Source organism: Thauera sp. 63, assembly GCF_000310165.2.
GTDB lineage: Bacteria > Pseudomonadota > Gammaproteobacteria > Burkholderiales > Rhodocyclaceae > Thauera > Thauera humireducens.
The window spans coordinates 1-15,538 of sequence record NZ_AMXC01000005.1 but is presented as its reverse complement, the minus strand read 5'-3'; the positions used below and the strand labels follow the sequence as shown (position 1 = coordinate 15,538).

16 protein-coding genes and 1 pseudogene are annotated in these 15,538 nt (G+C 68.6%); 4 read left to right on the top strand and 13 right to left on the bottom strand.

All coding sequences use genetic code 11. The features are described 5' to 3' along the window. Positions 1-57 precede the first annotated feature (57 nt). The 5 genes from torD to C664_RS06220 all read right to left on the bottom strand — a co-directional run bounded on the left by torD (position 58) and on the right by C664_RS06220 (position 5,245). Entirely contained in the window at positions 58-756 is a 699-nt protein-coding gene (gene torD, locus C664_RS06240; RefSeq protein WP_004255546.1) for a molecular chaperone TorD, read from the bottom strand. After that, on the bottom strand, positions 753-3,272 hold the full coding sequence (gene torA, locus C664_RS06235) for a trimethylamine-N-oxide reductase TorA (protein WP_004255544.1): 2,520 nt from the start codon (positions 3,270-3,272) through the stop codon (positions 753-755). Before torA ends, torD begins: the two co-directional genes overlap by 4 nt. 16 nt (positions 3,273-3,288) lie before the next feature. Further along, positions 3,289-4,512 (bottom strand): pentaheme c-type cytochrome TorC, encoded by a 1,224-nt coding sequence (gene torC, locus C664_RS06230; RefSeq protein WP_038011107.1) that lies wholly within the window; start codon positions 4,510-4,512, stop codon positions 3,289-3,291. 73 nt (positions 4,513-4,585) lie between these two features. Next, positions 4,586-4,771, bottom strand: coding sequence for a periplasmic nitrate reductase, NapE protein (locus C664_RS06225; RefSeq protein ID WP_004255539.1), 186 nt, complete (start codon positions 4,769-4,771; stop codon positions 4,586-4,588). A gap of 237 nt (positions 4,772-5,008) precedes the next feature. Then, positions 5,009-5,245: a DUF2789 domain-containing protein gene (locus tag C664_RS06220; protein ID WP_004255537.1), complete on the bottom strand. Its 237-nt coding sequence runs from the start codon at positions 5,243-5,245 to the stop codon at positions 5,009-5,011. Between the two features lie 115 nt (positions 5,246-5,360). Here C664_RS06220 and trmA point away from each other — a divergent pair, with 115 nt between their 5' ends. The 4 genes from trmA (at position 5,361) to C664_RS06200 (ending at position 9,232) form a co-directional block, all read left to right on the top strand. Next, complete coding sequence (trmA, locus tag C664_RS06215; RefSeq protein WP_004255534.1) at positions 5,361-6,455, top strand: tRNA (uridine(54)-C5)-methyltransferase TrmA; 1,095 nt, start codon at positions 5,361-5,363, stop codon at positions 6,453-6,455. A 47-nt stretch (positions 6,456-6,502) separates the two neighbouring features. After that, complete coding sequence (locus tag C664_RS06210) at positions 6,503-7,105, top strand: lipocalin family protein (protein ID WP_004255531.1); 603 nt, start codon at positions 6,503-6,505, stop codon at positions 7,103-7,105. After that, positions 7,102-7,347: a VF530 family DNA-binding protein gene (locus tag C664_RS06205; RefSeq protein WP_004255528.1), complete on the top strand. Its 246-nt coding sequence runs from the start codon at positions 7,102-7,104 to the stop codon at positions 7,345-7,347. Before C664_RS06210 ends, C664_RS06205 begins: the two co-directional genes overlap by 4 nt. A gap of 70 nt (positions 7,348-7,417) precedes the next feature. After that, positions 7,418-9,232 carry a M61 family metallopeptidase gene (locus tag C664_RS06200; RefSeq protein ID WP_004255525.1) on the top strand — a complete coding sequence of 605 codons (1,815 nt, stop codon included), beginning with the start codon at positions 7,418-7,420 and terminating at the stop codon, positions 9,230-9,232. A 72-nt stretch (positions 9,233-9,304) separates the two neighbouring features. On the opposite strand, the gene C664_RS06195 is transcribed toward C664_RS06200, so the two are convergent. The 8 genes and pseudogenes from C664_RS06195 to C664_RS06160 form a co-directional block, all read right to left on the bottom strand. After that, positions 9,305-9,511 (bottom strand): hypothetical protein, encoded by a 207-nt coding sequence (locus tag C664_RS06195; protein ID WP_157354007.1) that lies wholly within the window; start codon positions 9,509-9,511, stop codon positions 9,305-9,307. Positions 9,512-9,753: 242 nt separating this feature from the next. Then, the gene (gene arsC / locus C664_RS06190) at positions 9,754-10,119 is read right to left on the bottom strand and encodes an arsenate reductase (glutaredoxin) (protein WP_004255518.1); all 366 of its coding nucleotides are present in this window, start codon (positions 10,117-10,119) and stop codon (positions 9,754-9,756) included. Next, a complete protein-coding gene (locus C664_RS06185; protein WP_004255515.1) occupies positions 10,116-11,543 on the bottom strand; it encodes an MATE family efflux transporter in 1,428 nt (475 codons plus the stop codon). Before C664_RS06185 ends, arsC begins: the two co-directional genes overlap by 4 nt. Continuing rightward, positions 11,540-12,118: a hypothetical protein gene (locus tag C664_RS06180; protein ID WP_038011104.1), complete on the bottom strand. Its 579-nt coding sequence runs from the start codon at positions 12,116-12,118 to the stop codon at positions 11,540-11,542. The genes C664_RS06185 and C664_RS06180 overlap by 4 nt, the downstream gene beginning before the upstream one ends. Before the next feature lie 108 nt (positions 12,119-12,226). After that, complete coding sequence (locus C664_RS06175; protein WP_004255508.1) at positions 12,227-13,687, bottom strand: Y-family DNA polymerase; 1,461 nt, start codon at positions 13,685-13,687, stop codon at positions 12,227-12,229. A gap of 6 nt (positions 13,688-13,693) precedes the next feature. After that, positions 13,694-14,386: a translesion DNA synthesis-associated protein ImuA gene (imuA, locus tag C664_RS06170; protein WP_004255505.1), complete on the bottom strand. Its 693-nt coding sequence runs from the start codon at positions 14,384-14,386 to the stop codon at positions 13,694-13,696. Between the two features lie 32 nt (positions 14,387-14,418). Continuing rightward, on the bottom strand, positions 14,419-15,027 hold the full coding sequence (gene lexA / locus C664_RS06165) for a transcriptional repressor LexA (protein WP_004255503.1): 609 nt from the start codon (positions 15,025-15,027) through the stop codon (positions 14,419-14,421). A 101-nt stretch (positions 15,028-15,128) separates the two neighbouring features. After that, positions 15,129-15,538, bottom strand: a pseudogene (locus C664_RS06160) (alcohol dehydrogenase); the annotation flags it as partial.

Genomic DNA, 15,538 nt, shown 5'->3' with positions numbered 1-15,538 from the left:
TGCGAAACCGTCGCATATTACCCGTTCCGGGGCGTCCGGAGCGGGCCCGCAGCCGGCTCAGGCCGCAGGCCGCACGTTACCGGCGACGTCGTCGAGAAACAGCGTGTCCGCGCGCACGAAGCCGAGCAGCAGCATCGCCAGGGCCGGGTAGAAATCGAACTGCGGCCCCGCCTGGCGGCAGCGTTCGGCGAAGCGGGGCAGCCAGCCCAGCAGCGCGCTGCGCAGGAAGTCGGCCTGCTCCTGCGCGGCACGGGCAATGTCGTCACGGGTGGCGTCGCGTTCGGCGAGATCGGCCATGAAGGCGAGCGGCACGGCGAGGTGGTCGGCGGGTTCGCGAAAACCCGGTTCGATCGCGAGCTTGTGGGCGGCAAGGAATTCGCGCATGCGCGCTTCGGCTGCGCCATACAGCGGGGCCGCGGCGTCCTCGCTCTCATACGCCGAGGCATAGGGCAGGGCGCCGGTCTTGGCGTCGAGCAGGAAGAGCTGGGCGTAATCGGCAGCCAGCTCGAGCCGTGGCAGGGGAAGCGCGCGCAGCGAGGCGATGGCGGTGTCGAGGCGGGTCAGCTCGGCCGCGAGGCCAAGCTCGCCCAGGCCCGCGAACGGGGCGAAGCGCCCGTTCGCGAAGTGGGTGTGGAACATCTCCTCGGACACCTCCAGCGCGTACAGCGCGGAGAACCAGCCGTAGAGCCGGCCGCGCTGTGCGCTGGCGAGTTGCCACTCGGTACGATCGAGGGTGGTCTGCTCGGGGGCATTCATGCGGGCTTGACCTCCCTGCCTTCAGGATCGACCTCGATCGGTCCGCCAAACGAGGTGACCTTCGGCGGCGTGCCGACGAACTTCTCGATCTGCACCAGGCAGGTGTTGGCGCTGGTGGCTTGCGCCAGGCTGGAGGTGCCGATGTCGAGGGTCAGCGTGTTGGGGTCGCCGTAGGTGTCGAGTGCGCCGATTTCCGGTCCGGTCGGTCCGTACCAGGCGCCTTCCTGGATGCGCACCACGCCGCGCGGGAAGTTGTTCGACACGTGGGCGCCGGCCAGCAACTGGCCGCGGTCGTTGAACACCCGCACCAGGTCGCCATGCTTGATGCCGCGCGCGGCGGCGTCCTCGGGGCCGAGGAACACCGGCTCGCGGCCGGCGATGGTGTAGGTCCCGCGCAGCGGCTCGGATTCGCAAAGCTGCGAGTGCAGGCGCTTGTCCGGGTGTACCGACTGCAGCCACAGCGGGAAGCGGTCGGAGCCGGGGCCGCCGTGCGAGCGCTCGGTCTTTTCCATCCACACCGGGTGGCCCTTGCAGTCGGCGTAGCCGTAGCGGTCGATCTTGCGGCTGAAGATCTCGATGAAGCCCGAGGGCGTGCCGAGCGCATTGACCTCGGCGTCGTCACGGAAGTCGGCATGGCGCACCCAGGGCTTGCCCTCGGGGAAGAGCACGTAACCCTGCTTCCAGAACTCGGCGAAGGGCGGCATGGCGATGTCCTTGAGGCCGTTTTCCTTGCGGCAGTCCTCGTAGATCTTCTCCACCCACTGCATTTCGTCCATGCCGCGGGTGTATTCGGCGTCGCGGTTGAAGCGCCGGGTGAGGCCGCGGAAGATCTCGAAGTCGGTGCGCGAGTGGAACAGCGGATCGACCAGCTTCTGCATCGCAATGATGCCCCGGTTGCTGTACGAGCCGTAGCCGTCGAGGTCGTTGCGCTCGAAGGGCGTGCACGCCGGCAGCACGATGTCGGCGAAGCGGCAGGTCGCGGTCCAGTTGTAGTCGATGGCGACCACGGTCTCGAGCTTGCGCCAGGCTTCCTTCATGCGGTTGCGCTGGGGCTGGCGGTGCCACTGGTTGCAGCCGCTGAAGATCGCCATCTTGTAGGGCGGCAGCTTGACCTTGCCGCCGTTGAAGTCGATCTCCTTGCCCGGCTCGAGCAGGGCGTCGATCACGCGCGCGATGGGCACCACCGCGCTGTAGCCCTTGTAGTCGGTGTTGTCGTGCTTGGGCTTGCGGCCCGGATCGAGGTTGAGCGGGAAGGCGCCGGGCATGGCCGCGCCCGACGAGGACACGCCCACCGAGCTGTAGTGGTGTGCGTAGCTGATGCCGCCGCCGGGCAGGCCGATCTGGCCGAGCATCGCCGCCAGCACTGCACCCATCCAGTAGGGCTGCTCGCCGTGCTGCTGGCGCTGCACCGCCCAGCCGAAGATGAGCTGGGTGCGATGCTTGGCCATCAGGCGTGCGAGCTCGCGGATGCGATCGGCGGGCACGCCGCAGATCTTCTCCGCCCACTCGGGCGTCTTCTCGGCCTGGTCCTCGGTCTTGCCTTCGAGGTAGGGCAGGAACTTGTCGAAACCGAGGGTGTAGGTGTCGAGGAACTTCTGGTCGTGCAGGCCTTCCTTGACCAGCGTGTGCGCGATGGCGAGCATCAGCGGCACGTCGGTCATCGGGTTGATGTACTGGTGCTCGGCGGCGCCGAGGTAGTTGAGCGTCTTGCTCTTGACCGGGTCGATGCAGATCACCTGGATCGACTTGTCGGCGACCTTGGCCTTGAGCTGTTCGAAGTAGGCGTAGGACTCGTGGGTCTCGGTGTTCCAGCCCACCTGCAGGTTCTTGATCGGGTCGTTGGCCCAGAACACGACGAGCTTGCTCTCCTGCAGGATCACGTCCCAGGAGGTGCCCTGTGAATACACCTCGGTCGAGCCGAGCACGTAGGGCAGGATCATCTGCCCGGCGCCGGTCGAGTAGTCGCCGATGGTGCCGACGCTGCGACCGTGCATGCCGATGCCGCGCACCATGTGGTTGCCGCAGCTATGCACCTGGCCGACTGAGCGCCAGCCCACGCCGGCCGTGTGCAGGGCCCACGGGCCGTAGTCCTTCTGGATGCGTTCGAGTTCTTCGTAGAACAGGTCGAGCGCCTCGTCCCAGCTCACCCGCACGAAGCGGTTGTCGCCGCGCTGGCTGGTGTCGCTGAGGTGGCGCTTGCGGTACCAGTCCAGGCGCACCATCGGGTAGCGCACGCGGGACGGGCTGTAGATCAGGCCGAGCAGGCCCTTGATCATTTCCGTCGGGTGCTTGTCGTGCTCGAAGGGACGGATGTCGACCACGCGGTCGCCGACCACCTTGGCGCGGATGGCGCCGAAGTGCGAGCCGCTGATCTTCCAGGTGGTGATGTCGTCGCTGACTGCGGTGGCCTCGCCAGCCGCGAAGGCTGGGGCGGCGGTGAGCAGGCCGGGCGCGACCAGCGCGCTACCCGACATGGCCGCCATGGCCTTGAGGAAACCTCGCCGAGAGTAGTTCATGGTGTTCAACTCCTGATCAGGGACGCGCGGTCTGCAGGGCGGAATCGGGCGAACCGGCGCCGTGCGACTTGCTGAAATCGGACGAATGGGTCTGGAGGTACTTGAGCACCACGCGGGCGGTGTCGTCATCCATGCTGGTGAAGCCGACCATGCCGCCGAAGAGGCCCGGCCAGGTGTTGGCGTCGAAGTGCGCTTCGTCCGGCTGGCGGTGGCACACGCTGCAGCTGCTGCTGTAGCTGGCGCGGGCGATGGACCACACCGGTTCGACGCTGTCGAGCACGCTGCCCTTGCGCATCCAGGCGGTGGCGGTGACCTGCTGCCATTCGAGGCCGGTCATCGGATCTTCCTTGGTGTCGAGCACCTTCACGAAGCCCGCGTCCTGCGCGATGTCCTTGTCGAGAATGGCGCTGGTGATGTTGAGCCCGAAGTGGCTGTACCAGACCCGGGCGTAGCCCTTGTTCTTGCGCCACAGCGCCAGTTCGACCCGCTGCGCGTCGCCCTTGGTCTCGAGCACCTTGACCTGGGTGGCGACCTCGATCGAGCCGATGCGCTTGGTCATGCCTTCATCGGCGTACAGATCCTGCGGCACGACCAGGAAATAGTCCTTGCCGGTATCGACGCTCTGGCCGGCGGCGGACGACACCAGGGTGTCGAAGGCCGGGTTGCGCGCGCCCTTCATCTCGGGCAGCTGGTGGGCGATGCCCTTGTGGCAGTCGACACAGCTCTGGTTGCGCTCGGCGGCCTTGCGCATCGCGACCTGGGAGGCGGGACGCATCTTGTCGAAGTCCATGTCCTTGTAGTCATGGCAGGCGCGGCATTCCTTCGAGCCATTGGCCGAGAAGCGGGCCCATTCGCGCTGCGCCAGCACGATGCGGTGCTCCTTGAACTTCTCGCGGGTGCCGATGGTGCCGACCAGATGGCCCCAGACTTCGCGGCTGGCCTGCATCTTGCGGGCGACTTTGTCAGTGAAGTTGTGCGGCACGTGGCAATCCGGGCAGCGCGCACGCACGCCGGTGCGGTTGTTCCAGTGCACCGTCTTTTGCAGTTCGGGAAGGAGGTTGTCGTGCATCGTGTGGCAGCTGATGCAGAACTCCTCCTTGTTGGTGGCTTCCATGGCGGTGTTGAAACCCTGCCACGCGAGCACGCCGGCGATGAAGCCGCCGGTGACCAGCACGCCGAGGCCAATCCTGACCGATGGCTTGAGGAAGAGGTCCCTCAGGGACCGAAGTAGGTTTCTCATGATGTTGCTCCTGCGTGTTGTCCGATGCCTGGGGGGTGCGGCAGCGCATGCCCCTGAGTCCCGATTGGGCAGATCAGGACGGGGGTCCGAAGAAAAGGATCTGCAGGAACCACACCACGAAGCCGTAGGCTGCAATTGCCAGGGTCATCGTGATGGGCAGTCCAACGAAGGCGAGCAGCAGGAACCTCGGCCACTCGTTCTTGCGCCCGGAGGCCTCTGCACCGGACGGGGCGGCACGCCCGCTGGGTTGATTGTTCACGTCTCGATCTCCGTGTTCACGTTTTCACCGAACAAGAACCGCTGCGTCATGCCGATGCGCGCGGGGCCTGCGTTACAGGCCGGGACAGCCCGGTGGAAAAACCACGTTCTAATCATAGTCATGTGGTGTTAACGCGGGTGGGAGATTTGTGAACGGCTGCGGCGCCTGTGTTAATGCGGTTAACGCAGGCGCCGAGTCTGGGGAGCGGAAGGGGGAAGAGTTGGGGGCGGAAGGCTTTCAGCGGCCTCGCAGTGCCGCGTTGAGCTGATCCACCACCTCAGCCCAGTCTGCGTCCTCGGCCAGTTCCTCACGCAGGAAGGCGCCTTGCGCGGTGGTCCAGCACGGGGCGTCGGGCAGCTTGATGAACTCGGGCAGCGGCGAATGCGCCTTGATGAAGGCGGCAATGTCCTCGTCGCCATTGGGCAGGCCGAGCTGGGCGAAAAGATCCTTCATGCTGTGCGTGCTCTTTTCCATGCTGCGCTCCTTCTTTGAAAGCGGGTGCCCTCGAATCATAGCCGTGTCCGGGACGCGATCCAGCCCGGGTTATACTCCGCCCCCTCCGTTTTGCCCCGCCGCCGCAGCCGCCACCATGTCCCTCGACCGCATCGACCCCGCCCAGTACGAATCCCAGCTGGCCGACAAGCTCGCGACTTTCCGGCGTGACTTCGCCGGGCTGGGACTGCCCGAGCCCGAGGTTTTCCGCTCGGCGCCGCTGCATTACCGGATGCGCGCCGAGTTCCGGCTGTGGCATCACGGCGGACGCATCGACTACGCGATGTTCGAGAGCGGCGAGGACAGCAAGAAGGTCGTGCTGATCGACGATTTCCCCGCCGCGGCGAAGCCGATCTGCGACTTGATGCCGCGCCTGCGCGACACCCTGCAGGAAAGCGAGGTGCTCAAGCGCAAGCTGTTCCAGGTCGAGTTCCTGGCCACGCACAGCGGCGAGCTGATGGTGTGCCTGATCTATCACCGCCCGCTTGGCGACGACTGGGTGGAAGCCGCGCAGGCGCTGGCGGACCGCTTCGGCGTGCAGCTGATCGGCCGCAGCCGCAAGCAGAAGATCGTGCTAGGGCGCGACTGGCTGCTCGAGTCCTTCGAACTGGATGGCCGCACGCTGCGCTACCAGCAGATCGAGGGCAGCTTCACGCAGCCCAACGTGAGCGTGAATCGCCAGATGCTGGGCTGGGCCTGCCGCCAGGTGGCAGACGCAGGTGGCGACCTGCTGGAGCTGTATTGCGGCAACGGCAACTTCACCATCGCGCTGGCGCCGGCCTTCGACAAGGTGCTGGCGACCGAGGTCAGCAAGTCCTCGGTGCGTGCGGCGCACTACAACCTCGACGCCAACGGCGTGAGCAACGTCACCATGGTGCGCATGTCGAGCGACGAGATCAGCGACGCGCTCGCCGGTGGCCGCGAGTACCGCCGCATGAAGGACGTCGCGCTCGACAGCTACCGCTTCTCCACGCTGTTCGTCGATCCGCCCCGCAGCGGGCTGGATGCGGCCACCGTGGAACTGGCGCGCGGGTTCGACCGCATCCTCTACATCTCCTGCAATCCGGTCACGCTGCGCGACAACGTCGCTGCGCTGCAGGACACGCACGAGATCGCCGCCGCAGCGGTGTTCGACCAGTTCCCTTACACGCACCATCTGGAAAGCGGGCTGCTGCTGAAGCGCCGGGCCTGAGCCTTGGCCGCAGGGAACGCGGGCGAAGCAAACCAGTCGGAGACGCCATGAAGATCAAGACGACATTCGCAATGCTTGCGTTCGCGCTCGGCCTGCAGCCGGGACCGGCGGCCGCTGAAGGGGCGACCGCGGTCGAGCCGCTGCAGCCGATTGCCGCGCTGGACGTGCAGCGCTACATGGGCACGTGGTACGAAATCGCCAAGTATCCCAACTGGTTCCAGAAGAAGTGCGTCGGCGACACCCGCGCCGACTACAGCCTGCAGCCGACCGGACAGATACAGGTCATCAACCGTTGCCGTGAAGAGGACGGGAGCCTGTCCGAGGCGATCGGTCAGGCGCGCCAGCTCGGGCCGGCCGACTCGCCGCGGCTCGAAGTCCGCTTCGCGCCCGCCTCGCTGTCCTTCCTGCCGATGGTGTGGGGTGACTACTGGGTGATCGATCTCGATCCGGGCTACCAGCTCGTCGCGGTGAGCGAGCCCAGCCGTGAATACCTTTGGGTGTTGTCGCGGACGCCGGTTGTCGATGCGCAGGCCTACGCGCGACTGCTCGGCCGGCTGGAGACGCGCGGGTTCGATCCGGCGCGTCTGGAACGGACGCTGCAGGCCGCTGCGCCCCAGGACCAAGTGCCGACGGCCGGGAAGGCACAATGACCCAGCCTCAAGCCCAGACCAACAACCCGCTGCATGGCCTGACCCTCGAACGGATGCTCACCGCCCTGGTGGAGCGTTTCGGCTGGGCGGAACTCGGACGGCGGGTCAACATCCGCTGTTTCAACCACGAGCCCAGCATCACCTCGAGCCTCAAGTTCCTGCGGCGCACGCCCTGGGCGCGCGAGCAGGTCGAGACGCTGTATCTCGACATGCTGCGCTCCCGCCCCCGCGGCGGTGCCTGAGTCGCGCCCCTGCCGCCATCTGCTGCTTCCGTAATGCCCTGAACCCGTCCTTTCGCCCGATTCCTGCCCGATGCCTTCCGCCGCGCTGCCCCCCATCGAATACCGCATCCGTCCCGCCCATCCCGGCGCCCACCTGTTCGAGGTCAGCTGCACCGTGCGCGATCCCGATCCGGCTGGCCAGGTGTTCCGCCTGCCGGCGTGGATTCCGGGCAGCTACATGATCCGCGAGTTCGCGCGCAACATCGTGAGCCTGCGGGCCGAGGTCGATGGCCAGCCGTGGCGCGTGGAGAAGCTCGACAAGCACAGCTGGCGCGCCGCGCCGCTGCGGGCCGGCGGCACGCTGAGCCTGCATTACGAGGTTTATGCCTGGGATCTGTCGGTGCGCGCCGCGCATCTCGACGAGACCCACGGTTTCTTCAACGGCACCAGCGTTTTCCTGGCCGTCGAGGGGCGTACCGACCGCGCCTGCCTCGTCGACATCGAGCGACCGGAGGGCGCCGGCTACCGTGACTGGAAGGTGGCGACCGCGCTGCCGCTGGCGCGCGGGGTCCGCGGTGCTGCGCGGCCCTACGGCTTCGGCGTGTATCGCGCGGCGGACTACGACGAGCTGATCGACCATCCGGTGGAAATGGGCACGTTCACGCTCGGCCACTTCGAGGCGGCGGGGGTGACGCACGACATCGTGCTGACCGGCCGCCACGATTGCGATTTCGGGCGTCTGGCGGAGGACCTGCGCCGCGTGTGCGAGTGGCAGATCGCGCTGTTCGGTGCGCCGCCGCCGATGGATTACTACGCCTTCCTGACCATGGTGGTGGGCGACGGTTACGGCGGGCTGGAACATCGCGCCTCGACTGCGCTGCTGTGCAGCCGCGCCGACCTGCCGTGGAAGGGCATGGAAGGTCTTCCCGACGGCTACAAGACCTTCCTCGGCCTGTGCAGCCACGAGTACTTCCACACCTGGAACGTCAAGCGCATCAAGCCGGCGGCCTTCACGCCCTACGACCTCACGCAGGAGAACTACACCCGCCTGCTGTGGGCCTTCGAGGGCTTCACCTCCTACTACGACGATCTCGCGCTGGTGCGCAGCGGCGTGATCACGCCCGACGATTACCTCGGCCTGCTCGGCAAGACGGTGTCGAACGTGCTGAAGGGCAACGGGCGGACCAAGCAGAGCGTGGCGGAGTCGTCCTTCGACGCCTGGACCAAGTACTACCGCCAGGACGAGAACGCACCCAACGCCATCGTCAGCTACTACGCCAAGGGGGCGCTGGTGGCGCTGGCGCTGGACCTGCAACTGCGCGCCGGCAGCGACGGCAACAAGAGCCTCGACGACGTGATGCGCCTGCTCTGGCTGCGCCACGGCCAGACCGGGCAGGGCGTGGCCGAGACGGGCCTCTTCGAGGCGGTGCGCGAGGTGGGCGGCGACACCCTGGGACCGAAGCTGGCGCGCTGGCTGCAGAAGACGGTGGAGGGTACGGACGACCTGCCGCTGGCCAGGCTGCTGAAGGGGTTCGGCATTGAGTACCACGCCGAGCCGGCGTCGAAGGCACCCTGGCTGGGCGTGAAGCTGGCCGCCGGCAATGGCGAGGCAAAGCTCGCCAACGTGTTCGACGGCGGACCGGCACAGGCGGCTGGACTGTCGGCCGGTGACGTACTGGTGGCGCTGGACGGCCTGAAGGTGGGCAGCAAGAGCCTGGACGAAATGCTGCTGCGCCGCCGTCCGGGCGACGCGGTCAAGCTGCATGTGTTCCGCCGTGACGAACTGATGAGCTTCAGCGTGGTGCTGGCCGAGGCCCCGGCGGACAAGGTGAGCCTGAAGCCTGCGATCAAGGCCGGTGCCGTCGCATCGAAGCTGCGTCGGGGCTGGCTGGGCGGCGCGGCCTGAGCGAAACGCGGGCGGCCGCTACATCGATTCGCTTCGGGAACCCGATCAAGTCCGGATCAGGACGGGACGGGGTCACCGCGTCTGCGGTGTCCTCGGGCCGAACATCGACTGCCATTCGTCGTCGGAGAGCGCGAGCTCGCTGACCTCGGGCAGACGCGGCTCGGGCCGCTTGCGCCGCTCGCCGATTCCGTTCGGCGGGCCACCGATCGTCGACCGTCGGTCCTGGCCTGAACGTCGGTCGTTGCCTGAGCGGCGGTCAGAAGTGTTTGCGTTCGTCATGTCGTCCGTTGCGGGTGGCCGGCGCAGCATGCGCCGGAGGCTGGCAGGTTTCCTCTCGCGCAGGCGGGGCGAGGCGGAAAACCGCCGGTCCGGGGCAATGCCACGCCGCTCTGCGCAGATGAAAGGCTACGACGCAGCCGCCGCCGAAGCGGTGAAATACGCCACGACTCGATGTCGAACGGTCAGAACGGCCGCAATGACCCCCGCTGCGCGGTCGATCATTGCGCAGCGGACGGCGGCGTTCAGTGCTGCGTGCCGGGCAGGATTTCGAGCACGACTTCGGGCGGCCGGCACAGGCGGGTGCCGAGCGGCGTGACCACGATGGGGCGGTTGAGCAGGATCGGATGGGCCAGTATTGCGTCGATCAGTTCATCGTCCGTCCGGGTCGCATCGCCCAAACCGAGTTCTGCGAACAAGGCTTCCTTTTCACGCATGATGCCGCGCACGCCGAGGCCGACCGCTTCGATCAGCGCGACGAGTTCGTCGCGGCTGGGCGGTGTCTTCAGGTACTCGACGACGCGCGGTTCGATGCCGCGGTCGCGGAGCATCGTCAGCGTGTTGCGGGAGGAGCCGCAGCGCGGATTGTGGTAGATCGTGATGTCGGTCATGGGGTTCGATTCCTTGAGTGGGGCGGCCATGAGTCGCCCTGGCGGCCCATGACGCGATACAGCAGCCAGCCGAACAGCGCGGTCGCGAGCACCGTGGCCGCCACGCTGGCCTCCCAGAAGCCGGCCACGGTGGGCGCGGTCTCGCGCCCGAAGGCGTGATAGGTGGCCCAGTAGCCGCCGCCCAGGCCCACGCCCCAGAAGCACAGCGTGTGCAGGAACATCGGCAGCAGCGTCACCTTGAAGCCGCGCAGCGCGTGGGCGGCCACGGTCTGGGTCGAGTCGGTGAGCTGGTAGATGCAGATGTAGGCGACCAGGCCCAGCGCCACGGCGCGCACCGCGGGGTCGGTGGAGGACAGCGCGATCACCGGCTCGCGCAGCAGCCACAGGCCGATGCCGATCGCGGTGGCGAAGCCTGCGGTCAGGTACAGGCTGACACGCACCGTCGCACGTGCGCGCGCCCAGTCGTGCGCGCCGGCGGCCTGGCCGACCAGCACCAGCGTGGCGATCGACATCGCCAGCGGCAGCATGTAGACCAGTGCGGCGAGGTTGGCGACGACGCGGTGGCCGGCCACGGCCTCGGCACCGAGGCGGGCGACGAAAAGCGCGATCAGGGTGAAGGAGGTGATCTCGATGAAGGTCGAGAAGCCCATCGGCACGCCGAGGCGCAGCAGTGTACCGATTTCGCGCAGGCGCGGCGGGCGCCAGTCGAAGAAGATCGCGTAGGGTCGGTAGGCCGGGCTGCGGACCAGGTGCGTAAACCCGCAGATCAGACCCAGCCAGGCAACGATGGCGGTCGAGACGCCGCAACCGGTGCCGCCCAGCGCCGGCAGGCCGGCGAAGCCGAACAGGCCGTTGGTCAGTGCCCAGGCCAGCGGGATGTGGGTGGCGGTGACGACGAAGCTGATCGCCATCAGCACGCGTGGCCGGCCGACGGCGTTGTTGAAGGCGTAGAAGGTGCGGTACAGCAGCACGGCCGGCAGGCCGAACGCGGCAGCCTGCATGTAGGCGCCGGCGCCCTCGGCGATGTCCGGCGGAACGCGGGCCAGCTGCAGCAGGTGCTCCGGGTAGCCGAGGACCAGGGTGCCGGGCACGGCGAGCATCAGGGCCAGCCAGAAACCCTGCTGCAGGGCCGGGCCGATAGCGTGCAGGCGACCGGCGCCGAACAGGTGCGCCACCGTGGGCGCCACGGCCTGCAGGATGCCGACGAGCAGCATCACCACCGAGATGTAGAGCCCGCTGCCCACTGCGACCGCGGCCAGGTCGGCCGTGCCGTAGCGACCGGCGATGAGGGTATCGGCGATCATCATGCTCATCGACAGGATCTGCGCGACGAGCACCGGCCAGGCGTGGTGCAGCAGCTGGCGCGTGATCGCGCCGGCGGAGGGGGCAGGCAGCGCGCTGCCCTGAACTGTGGCGGGGTTCAATCCTGAGCCGCAGCGGTCGGGAGCAGGCGCGGGCGCCAGTAGCGCCAGGCGAGGAAGCCGAACAGGCCGGCCATGATCAGCCAGAAGCCGACACCCTGCCAGAAGGCGATCGGGTCGGTGGCGAGGAAGTAGTCGCGTGGCGGGCGCACGAAATGGACCCGTCCTTCGTACAGCGCACGGCCGGCCGAGCCGAGGGCGACCAGGACGGGCGCGAACCACACGACGAGCCCGGCGGCAATGATGACGCGGTCGAGCAGCGCGCAGCCGCGGGTGCGTGGCTGGTAGACGCTGTCGACGCCGAACCAGATCGCGAGCAGGAAGCCGATGCCGGCGGCCAGCGGCGCGATGGCCAGCGCAGCGCCGAGCAGGGTGGCCGCGGCCATGAAGGCCACGCCTTCGAGTGGCATGATCTCGGACCAGATGGGTTCGAGCCGGCTGAACAGCCACCAGGACACGGGCAGCGCGACGAGGAAAACCAGCAGGCCCAACCCGGCGCGGCGGCGGGCGATGTCGCCCTTGAGGGCACTTTGGCGCGTGGTGTGAGCGGGGATGGAAGCTTGGGAAGGAGAGGACATCGTGTTCTTGTGCCCGGCAGGCCGGGTGCGTGTGGGGCAGCCCGCAGTTTACTACGTTCGCTGCCCCCGCCCCGGGGCGGGGCGTCGTGTTGTGCGAGCGCGCGCGCGTCAGCCGAAATAGCCCTGCAGGTACCACCCGCCCGGTGGCGAGAGTTCGTGGTAGATCCAGCACAGAGTGTTGTCGCTGCGCTGTGCCAGGAAGTAGTCGCGCCGCATGTCGCCGTCGTCCCACCAGCCGCTCTCGATGCGTTCGGCGTCGCCGAGCAGGGTGTAGTGCTGAGGGCTGATCACCGTTGCGTGTGGCAGCAGCCAGAAGGGCCGCCGGCGGTCGGGGAGGACGGCTTCCGGATTCGATGCTGCCTTCGAGGTCGCCGGGCGCTGGCGGCCGTGCTGCGTTCGCCCCTGGGTCTGCCATGCGGCTTCCGGGCGGTGGTCGGCGACCGGGGCCAGATGGCGGATCGCGTTCTCGCCCAGGCGTGCGCGCAGGCGGTCGACCAGTCGCATGGCCTGGTCACGCGCCTGGCCCGGAGCGCCGAACAGGTCGTCGGCCCGAGGCACGTGGGCCAACAGATGATCGGCGTCGACGCCGAGCGCGCAGACTTCCGTGGGTAGCGCCAGGCTGTCGAGTCGTTCGCGGGCAATCAGGGCCAGGTGGGCTTCGTCGTTGGCGGCCTGGCCGAGGACGATCTCGAGCACGGTGGCGGGCTGGCGCTCGTGGAGCAGCCGCAGGCGGCAATGATCGATGGCCGCGTGCCGGGCCTGCAGCCAGGATGCCAGGCTGGCGAACAGGCGGCGGGCGGCAAACAGCAGGGCTTCGCTGCTGTCGGTGGGGGCGGGCAGCGCGAGTTCGTGGTGGAAACGCTCGGGCGGCGCGAACCAGAGGCGCGGGTCTGGCTGCTCGCCGCGCGCACGGGCCAGCAGCAGACTGACCGACTGGGCCTGCCGGCGCGCAAGGCCGGCGGCGGGCAGGGCACGGACATCGCCCAGGCGCTGTGCGCCGAGGCCGCGCAGCAGTTCGAGCGTGGCGGCGGAGCAGTCGCCTTCGCTGCCGAGCACCGCCAGTGGCAAGGCGTCCAGTCCGCAGCGCCAGTCGCCGCGCGCGGGCAGGCCCTGGCCGCAGGCAGCGAACCAGCGCGCGGCGAGCGGGGTGGGGGCGCAGGCGAACCGGGCACGCAGCCCGAGCTGCGCGAGGCCTTCCTTGAGCTGGTCCTCAATGTGGGACTGACCGCCGAACAGGCGCAGGCTGGAGTGGATTTCGAGCAGTACCGTGTCGGGCGGGGCCAGGCTGATGCGGGGCGTGAAACGCCCTGCCCAGCAGGCGATCTCGGCCAGCAGGGTGGCTTCGCGCTCAGGCTGGCACGGTTGCAGTTGCAGCGCAGGGGCGACCGCCTGCGCGGTGGACAGCGGTTGGCCGGTCTGCACGCCGAGGGCGAGGGCTGCGGCATTGGCGCACAGGATGCGAGCTGCGCCCATCCGGTCGACGACCGCGAACGGCGTGTCGGTGTGCGTCAGGCCGCGGGTGAAAACCTGCAGCGGCAGGTCGGGGACAAGGATGGCGAGCCAGAGCATGACGCATCAACCGACCAGGGTCAGGCGGGGTGGCGGCGCCGGGACCGGCGCTGCGGGTCGCTCCTGCGGCGATTCCTGCAGCGAACCGTTGTGCAGGGCGAGGTGGACGGGATGGGCAGCGGGCGGCCCGCGCCGCTTCAGGATGTCGATGCGCAGGCCGTTTGCAGTCGGAGACAGCTGCAGCCGCAGGGCTGCGGGCGAGGCGTGGCGCGCGGCGGACGGCGCGCGGAACAGGAACAGCGGTGTGGCGCTCTCTTCGGCGGCAAGCTGCAGGCGGCGCAGGGCAGCGGTGTCCAGGCGTGCGGGCCAGGCCAGCACTAGCGCACAGCTGCCGCCGGCCGCGGCCTGGCGCGTGGCCCACAGCACTTCGTCGGCAGTGGCGGGCTGGATCAGCAGCAGGCGCTCGAGCGGTACGCCGGCTGCGGCCAGCGCCGGGGCGTAGGGCAGCAGCGGCGGGGCGATCCAGGCGATCCAGCGCTCGGGCGGCGTACGTTGCATCAGCGGCAGCAGCAGCGAGATCTCGCCGACGCCGGGATGCTCGGCGAGCAGTTCGATGAGCGCGCCCGCGGGCCAGCCGCCGCCCGGGAGTTCGGCGTCGAGCTCGGCAAAGCCGGTATGGAGGGTGGCGCCCCGTGCATCGGCGAGCCGCGCGCCTTGCCACACGAGGCCTGCCGGCAGGCGCTCGAGAACCTGGCCCACGATGTGCTCCGTGCAATGAAGGGGGAGGGTCGTCAGCGATCCTTGCGGATCAGGCCGACCATGATGCCCTCGATGGTCAGCGGCGCGTGCCGGGTGTCGACCACGATGGGTTCGAAGTCGGGGTTGGCGGGCAGCAGTTCGACCACTGGGCCCTTGCGCTGCAGGGTCTTGACGGTGACGTCGTCGTCCAGTCGGGCGACGACGATCTGGCCATTGCGGGCCTCGGCGCTGCGATGCACGGCGATGAGGTCGCCGTCGAGGATGCCGGCGTCGCGCATGCTCATGCCACGCACGCGCAGCAGGTAGTCGGCGCGCGGCGAGAACAGCGCGGGGTCGAGCTGGAAGCGGGCCTCGACGTGTTCGGCGGCGAGGATCGGGCTGCCGGCGGCGACACGGCCGACCAGCGGCAGGCCGAGCGCCTCGGCCAGGCGGATGCCGCGGGCACGGCCTTCCTCGAGCAGGATGGCGCCTTTGGCGGCCAGCGCGCGCAGATGGGTTTCGGCGGCGTTGGGCGAGCGGAAGCCGAAGGCGGTGCACACCTCGGCGCGGGTGGGCGGACGGCCCTCGCTTTCGACGGTGCTGCGGATGAAGTCGAGAATTTCCTGCTGACGGGCAGTGAGGTTTTCGCTGCGGGCGCTCATGACAGCCTCCTTGTGGTGGCTGTAATTTTAAACAGTTATCGGCCAACGGCAAGCACTGATTGCCCGGTTTGGCGCGACTTCCGGCGGCGTGCGTGCCTGCCTCAGGGAATCAGCACCGCCGCGCCCTGCAGTTCGCCGCGGCGCAGGCGGTCGAGGGCGAGGTTGGCGTCGGCCAGCGCGAAGCGCGTCACCTCGGTACGCACCGGCACGCGCGCGGCGAGGGCGAGGAACTCGTCGCCGTCGTGCCGGGTGAGATTGGCGACCGACACGATGCGGCGTTCGCCCCACAGGATGTCGTAGGGAAAGGACGGGATGTCGCTCATGTGGATGCCGGCGCACACGACGATGCCGCCCTTGCACAGGGTTCGCAGCGCGGCCGGCACCAGTTCCCCGGCGGGGGCGAAGATCAGCGCTGCATCCAGCGGCTGCGGCGGACGCTCGTCCGAGGCGCCGGTCCAGCAGGCGCCGAGGGCGCGGGCGAAGTCGCGGCTGGCGACGTCCGCGCGGCGGG

Coding starts and splice junctions, on each gene's coding strand:
- torD (WP_004255546.1), bottom strand. CDS start 756: ATGAATGCCCCCGAGCAGACCACCCTCGATCGTACCGAGTGGCAACTC.
- torA (WP_004255544.1), bottom strand. CDS start 3,272: ATGAACTACTCTCGGCGAGGTTTCCTCAAGGCCATGGCGGCCATGTCG.
- torC (WP_038011107.1), bottom strand. CDS start 4,512: ATGAGAAACCTACTTCGGTCCCTGAGGGACCTCTTCCTCAAGCCATCG.
- C664_RS06220 (WP_004255537.1), bottom strand. CDS start 5,245: ATGGAAAAGAGCACGCACAGCATGAAGGATCTTTTCGCCCAGCTCGGC.
- trmA (WP_004255534.1), top strand. CDS start 5,361: ATGTCCCTCGACCGCATCGACCCCGCCCAGTACGAATCCCAGCTGGCC.
- C664_RS06210 (WP_004255531.1), top strand. CDS start 6,503: ATGAAGATCAAGACGACATTCGCAATGCTTGCGTTCGCGCTCGGCCTG.
- C664_RS06205 (WP_004255528.1), top strand. CDS start 7,102: ATGACCCAGCCTCAAGCCCAGACCAACAACCCGCTGCATGGCCTGACC.
- C664_RS06200 (WP_004255525.1), top strand. CDS start 7,418: ATGCCTTCCGCCGCGCTGCCCCCCATCGAATACCGCATCCGTCCCGCC.
- C664_RS06195 (WP_157354007.1), bottom strand. CDS start 9,511: ATGACGAACGCAAACACTTCTGACCGCCGCTCAGGCAACGACCGACGT.
- arsC (WP_004255518.1), bottom strand. CDS start 10,119: ATGACCGACATCACGATCTACCACAATCCGCGCTGCGGCTCCTCCCGC.
- C664_RS06180 (WP_038011104.1), bottom strand. CDS start 12,118: ATGTCCTCTCCTTCCCAAGCTTCCATCCCCGCTCACACCACGCGCCAA.
- C664_RS06175 (WP_004255508.1), bottom strand. CDS start 13,687: ATGCTCTGGCTCGCCATCCTTGTCCCCGACCTGCCGCTGCAGGTTTTC.
- lexA (WP_004255503.1), bottom strand. CDS start 15,027: ATGAGCGCCCGCAGCGAAAACCTCACTGCCCGTCAGCAGGAAATTCTC.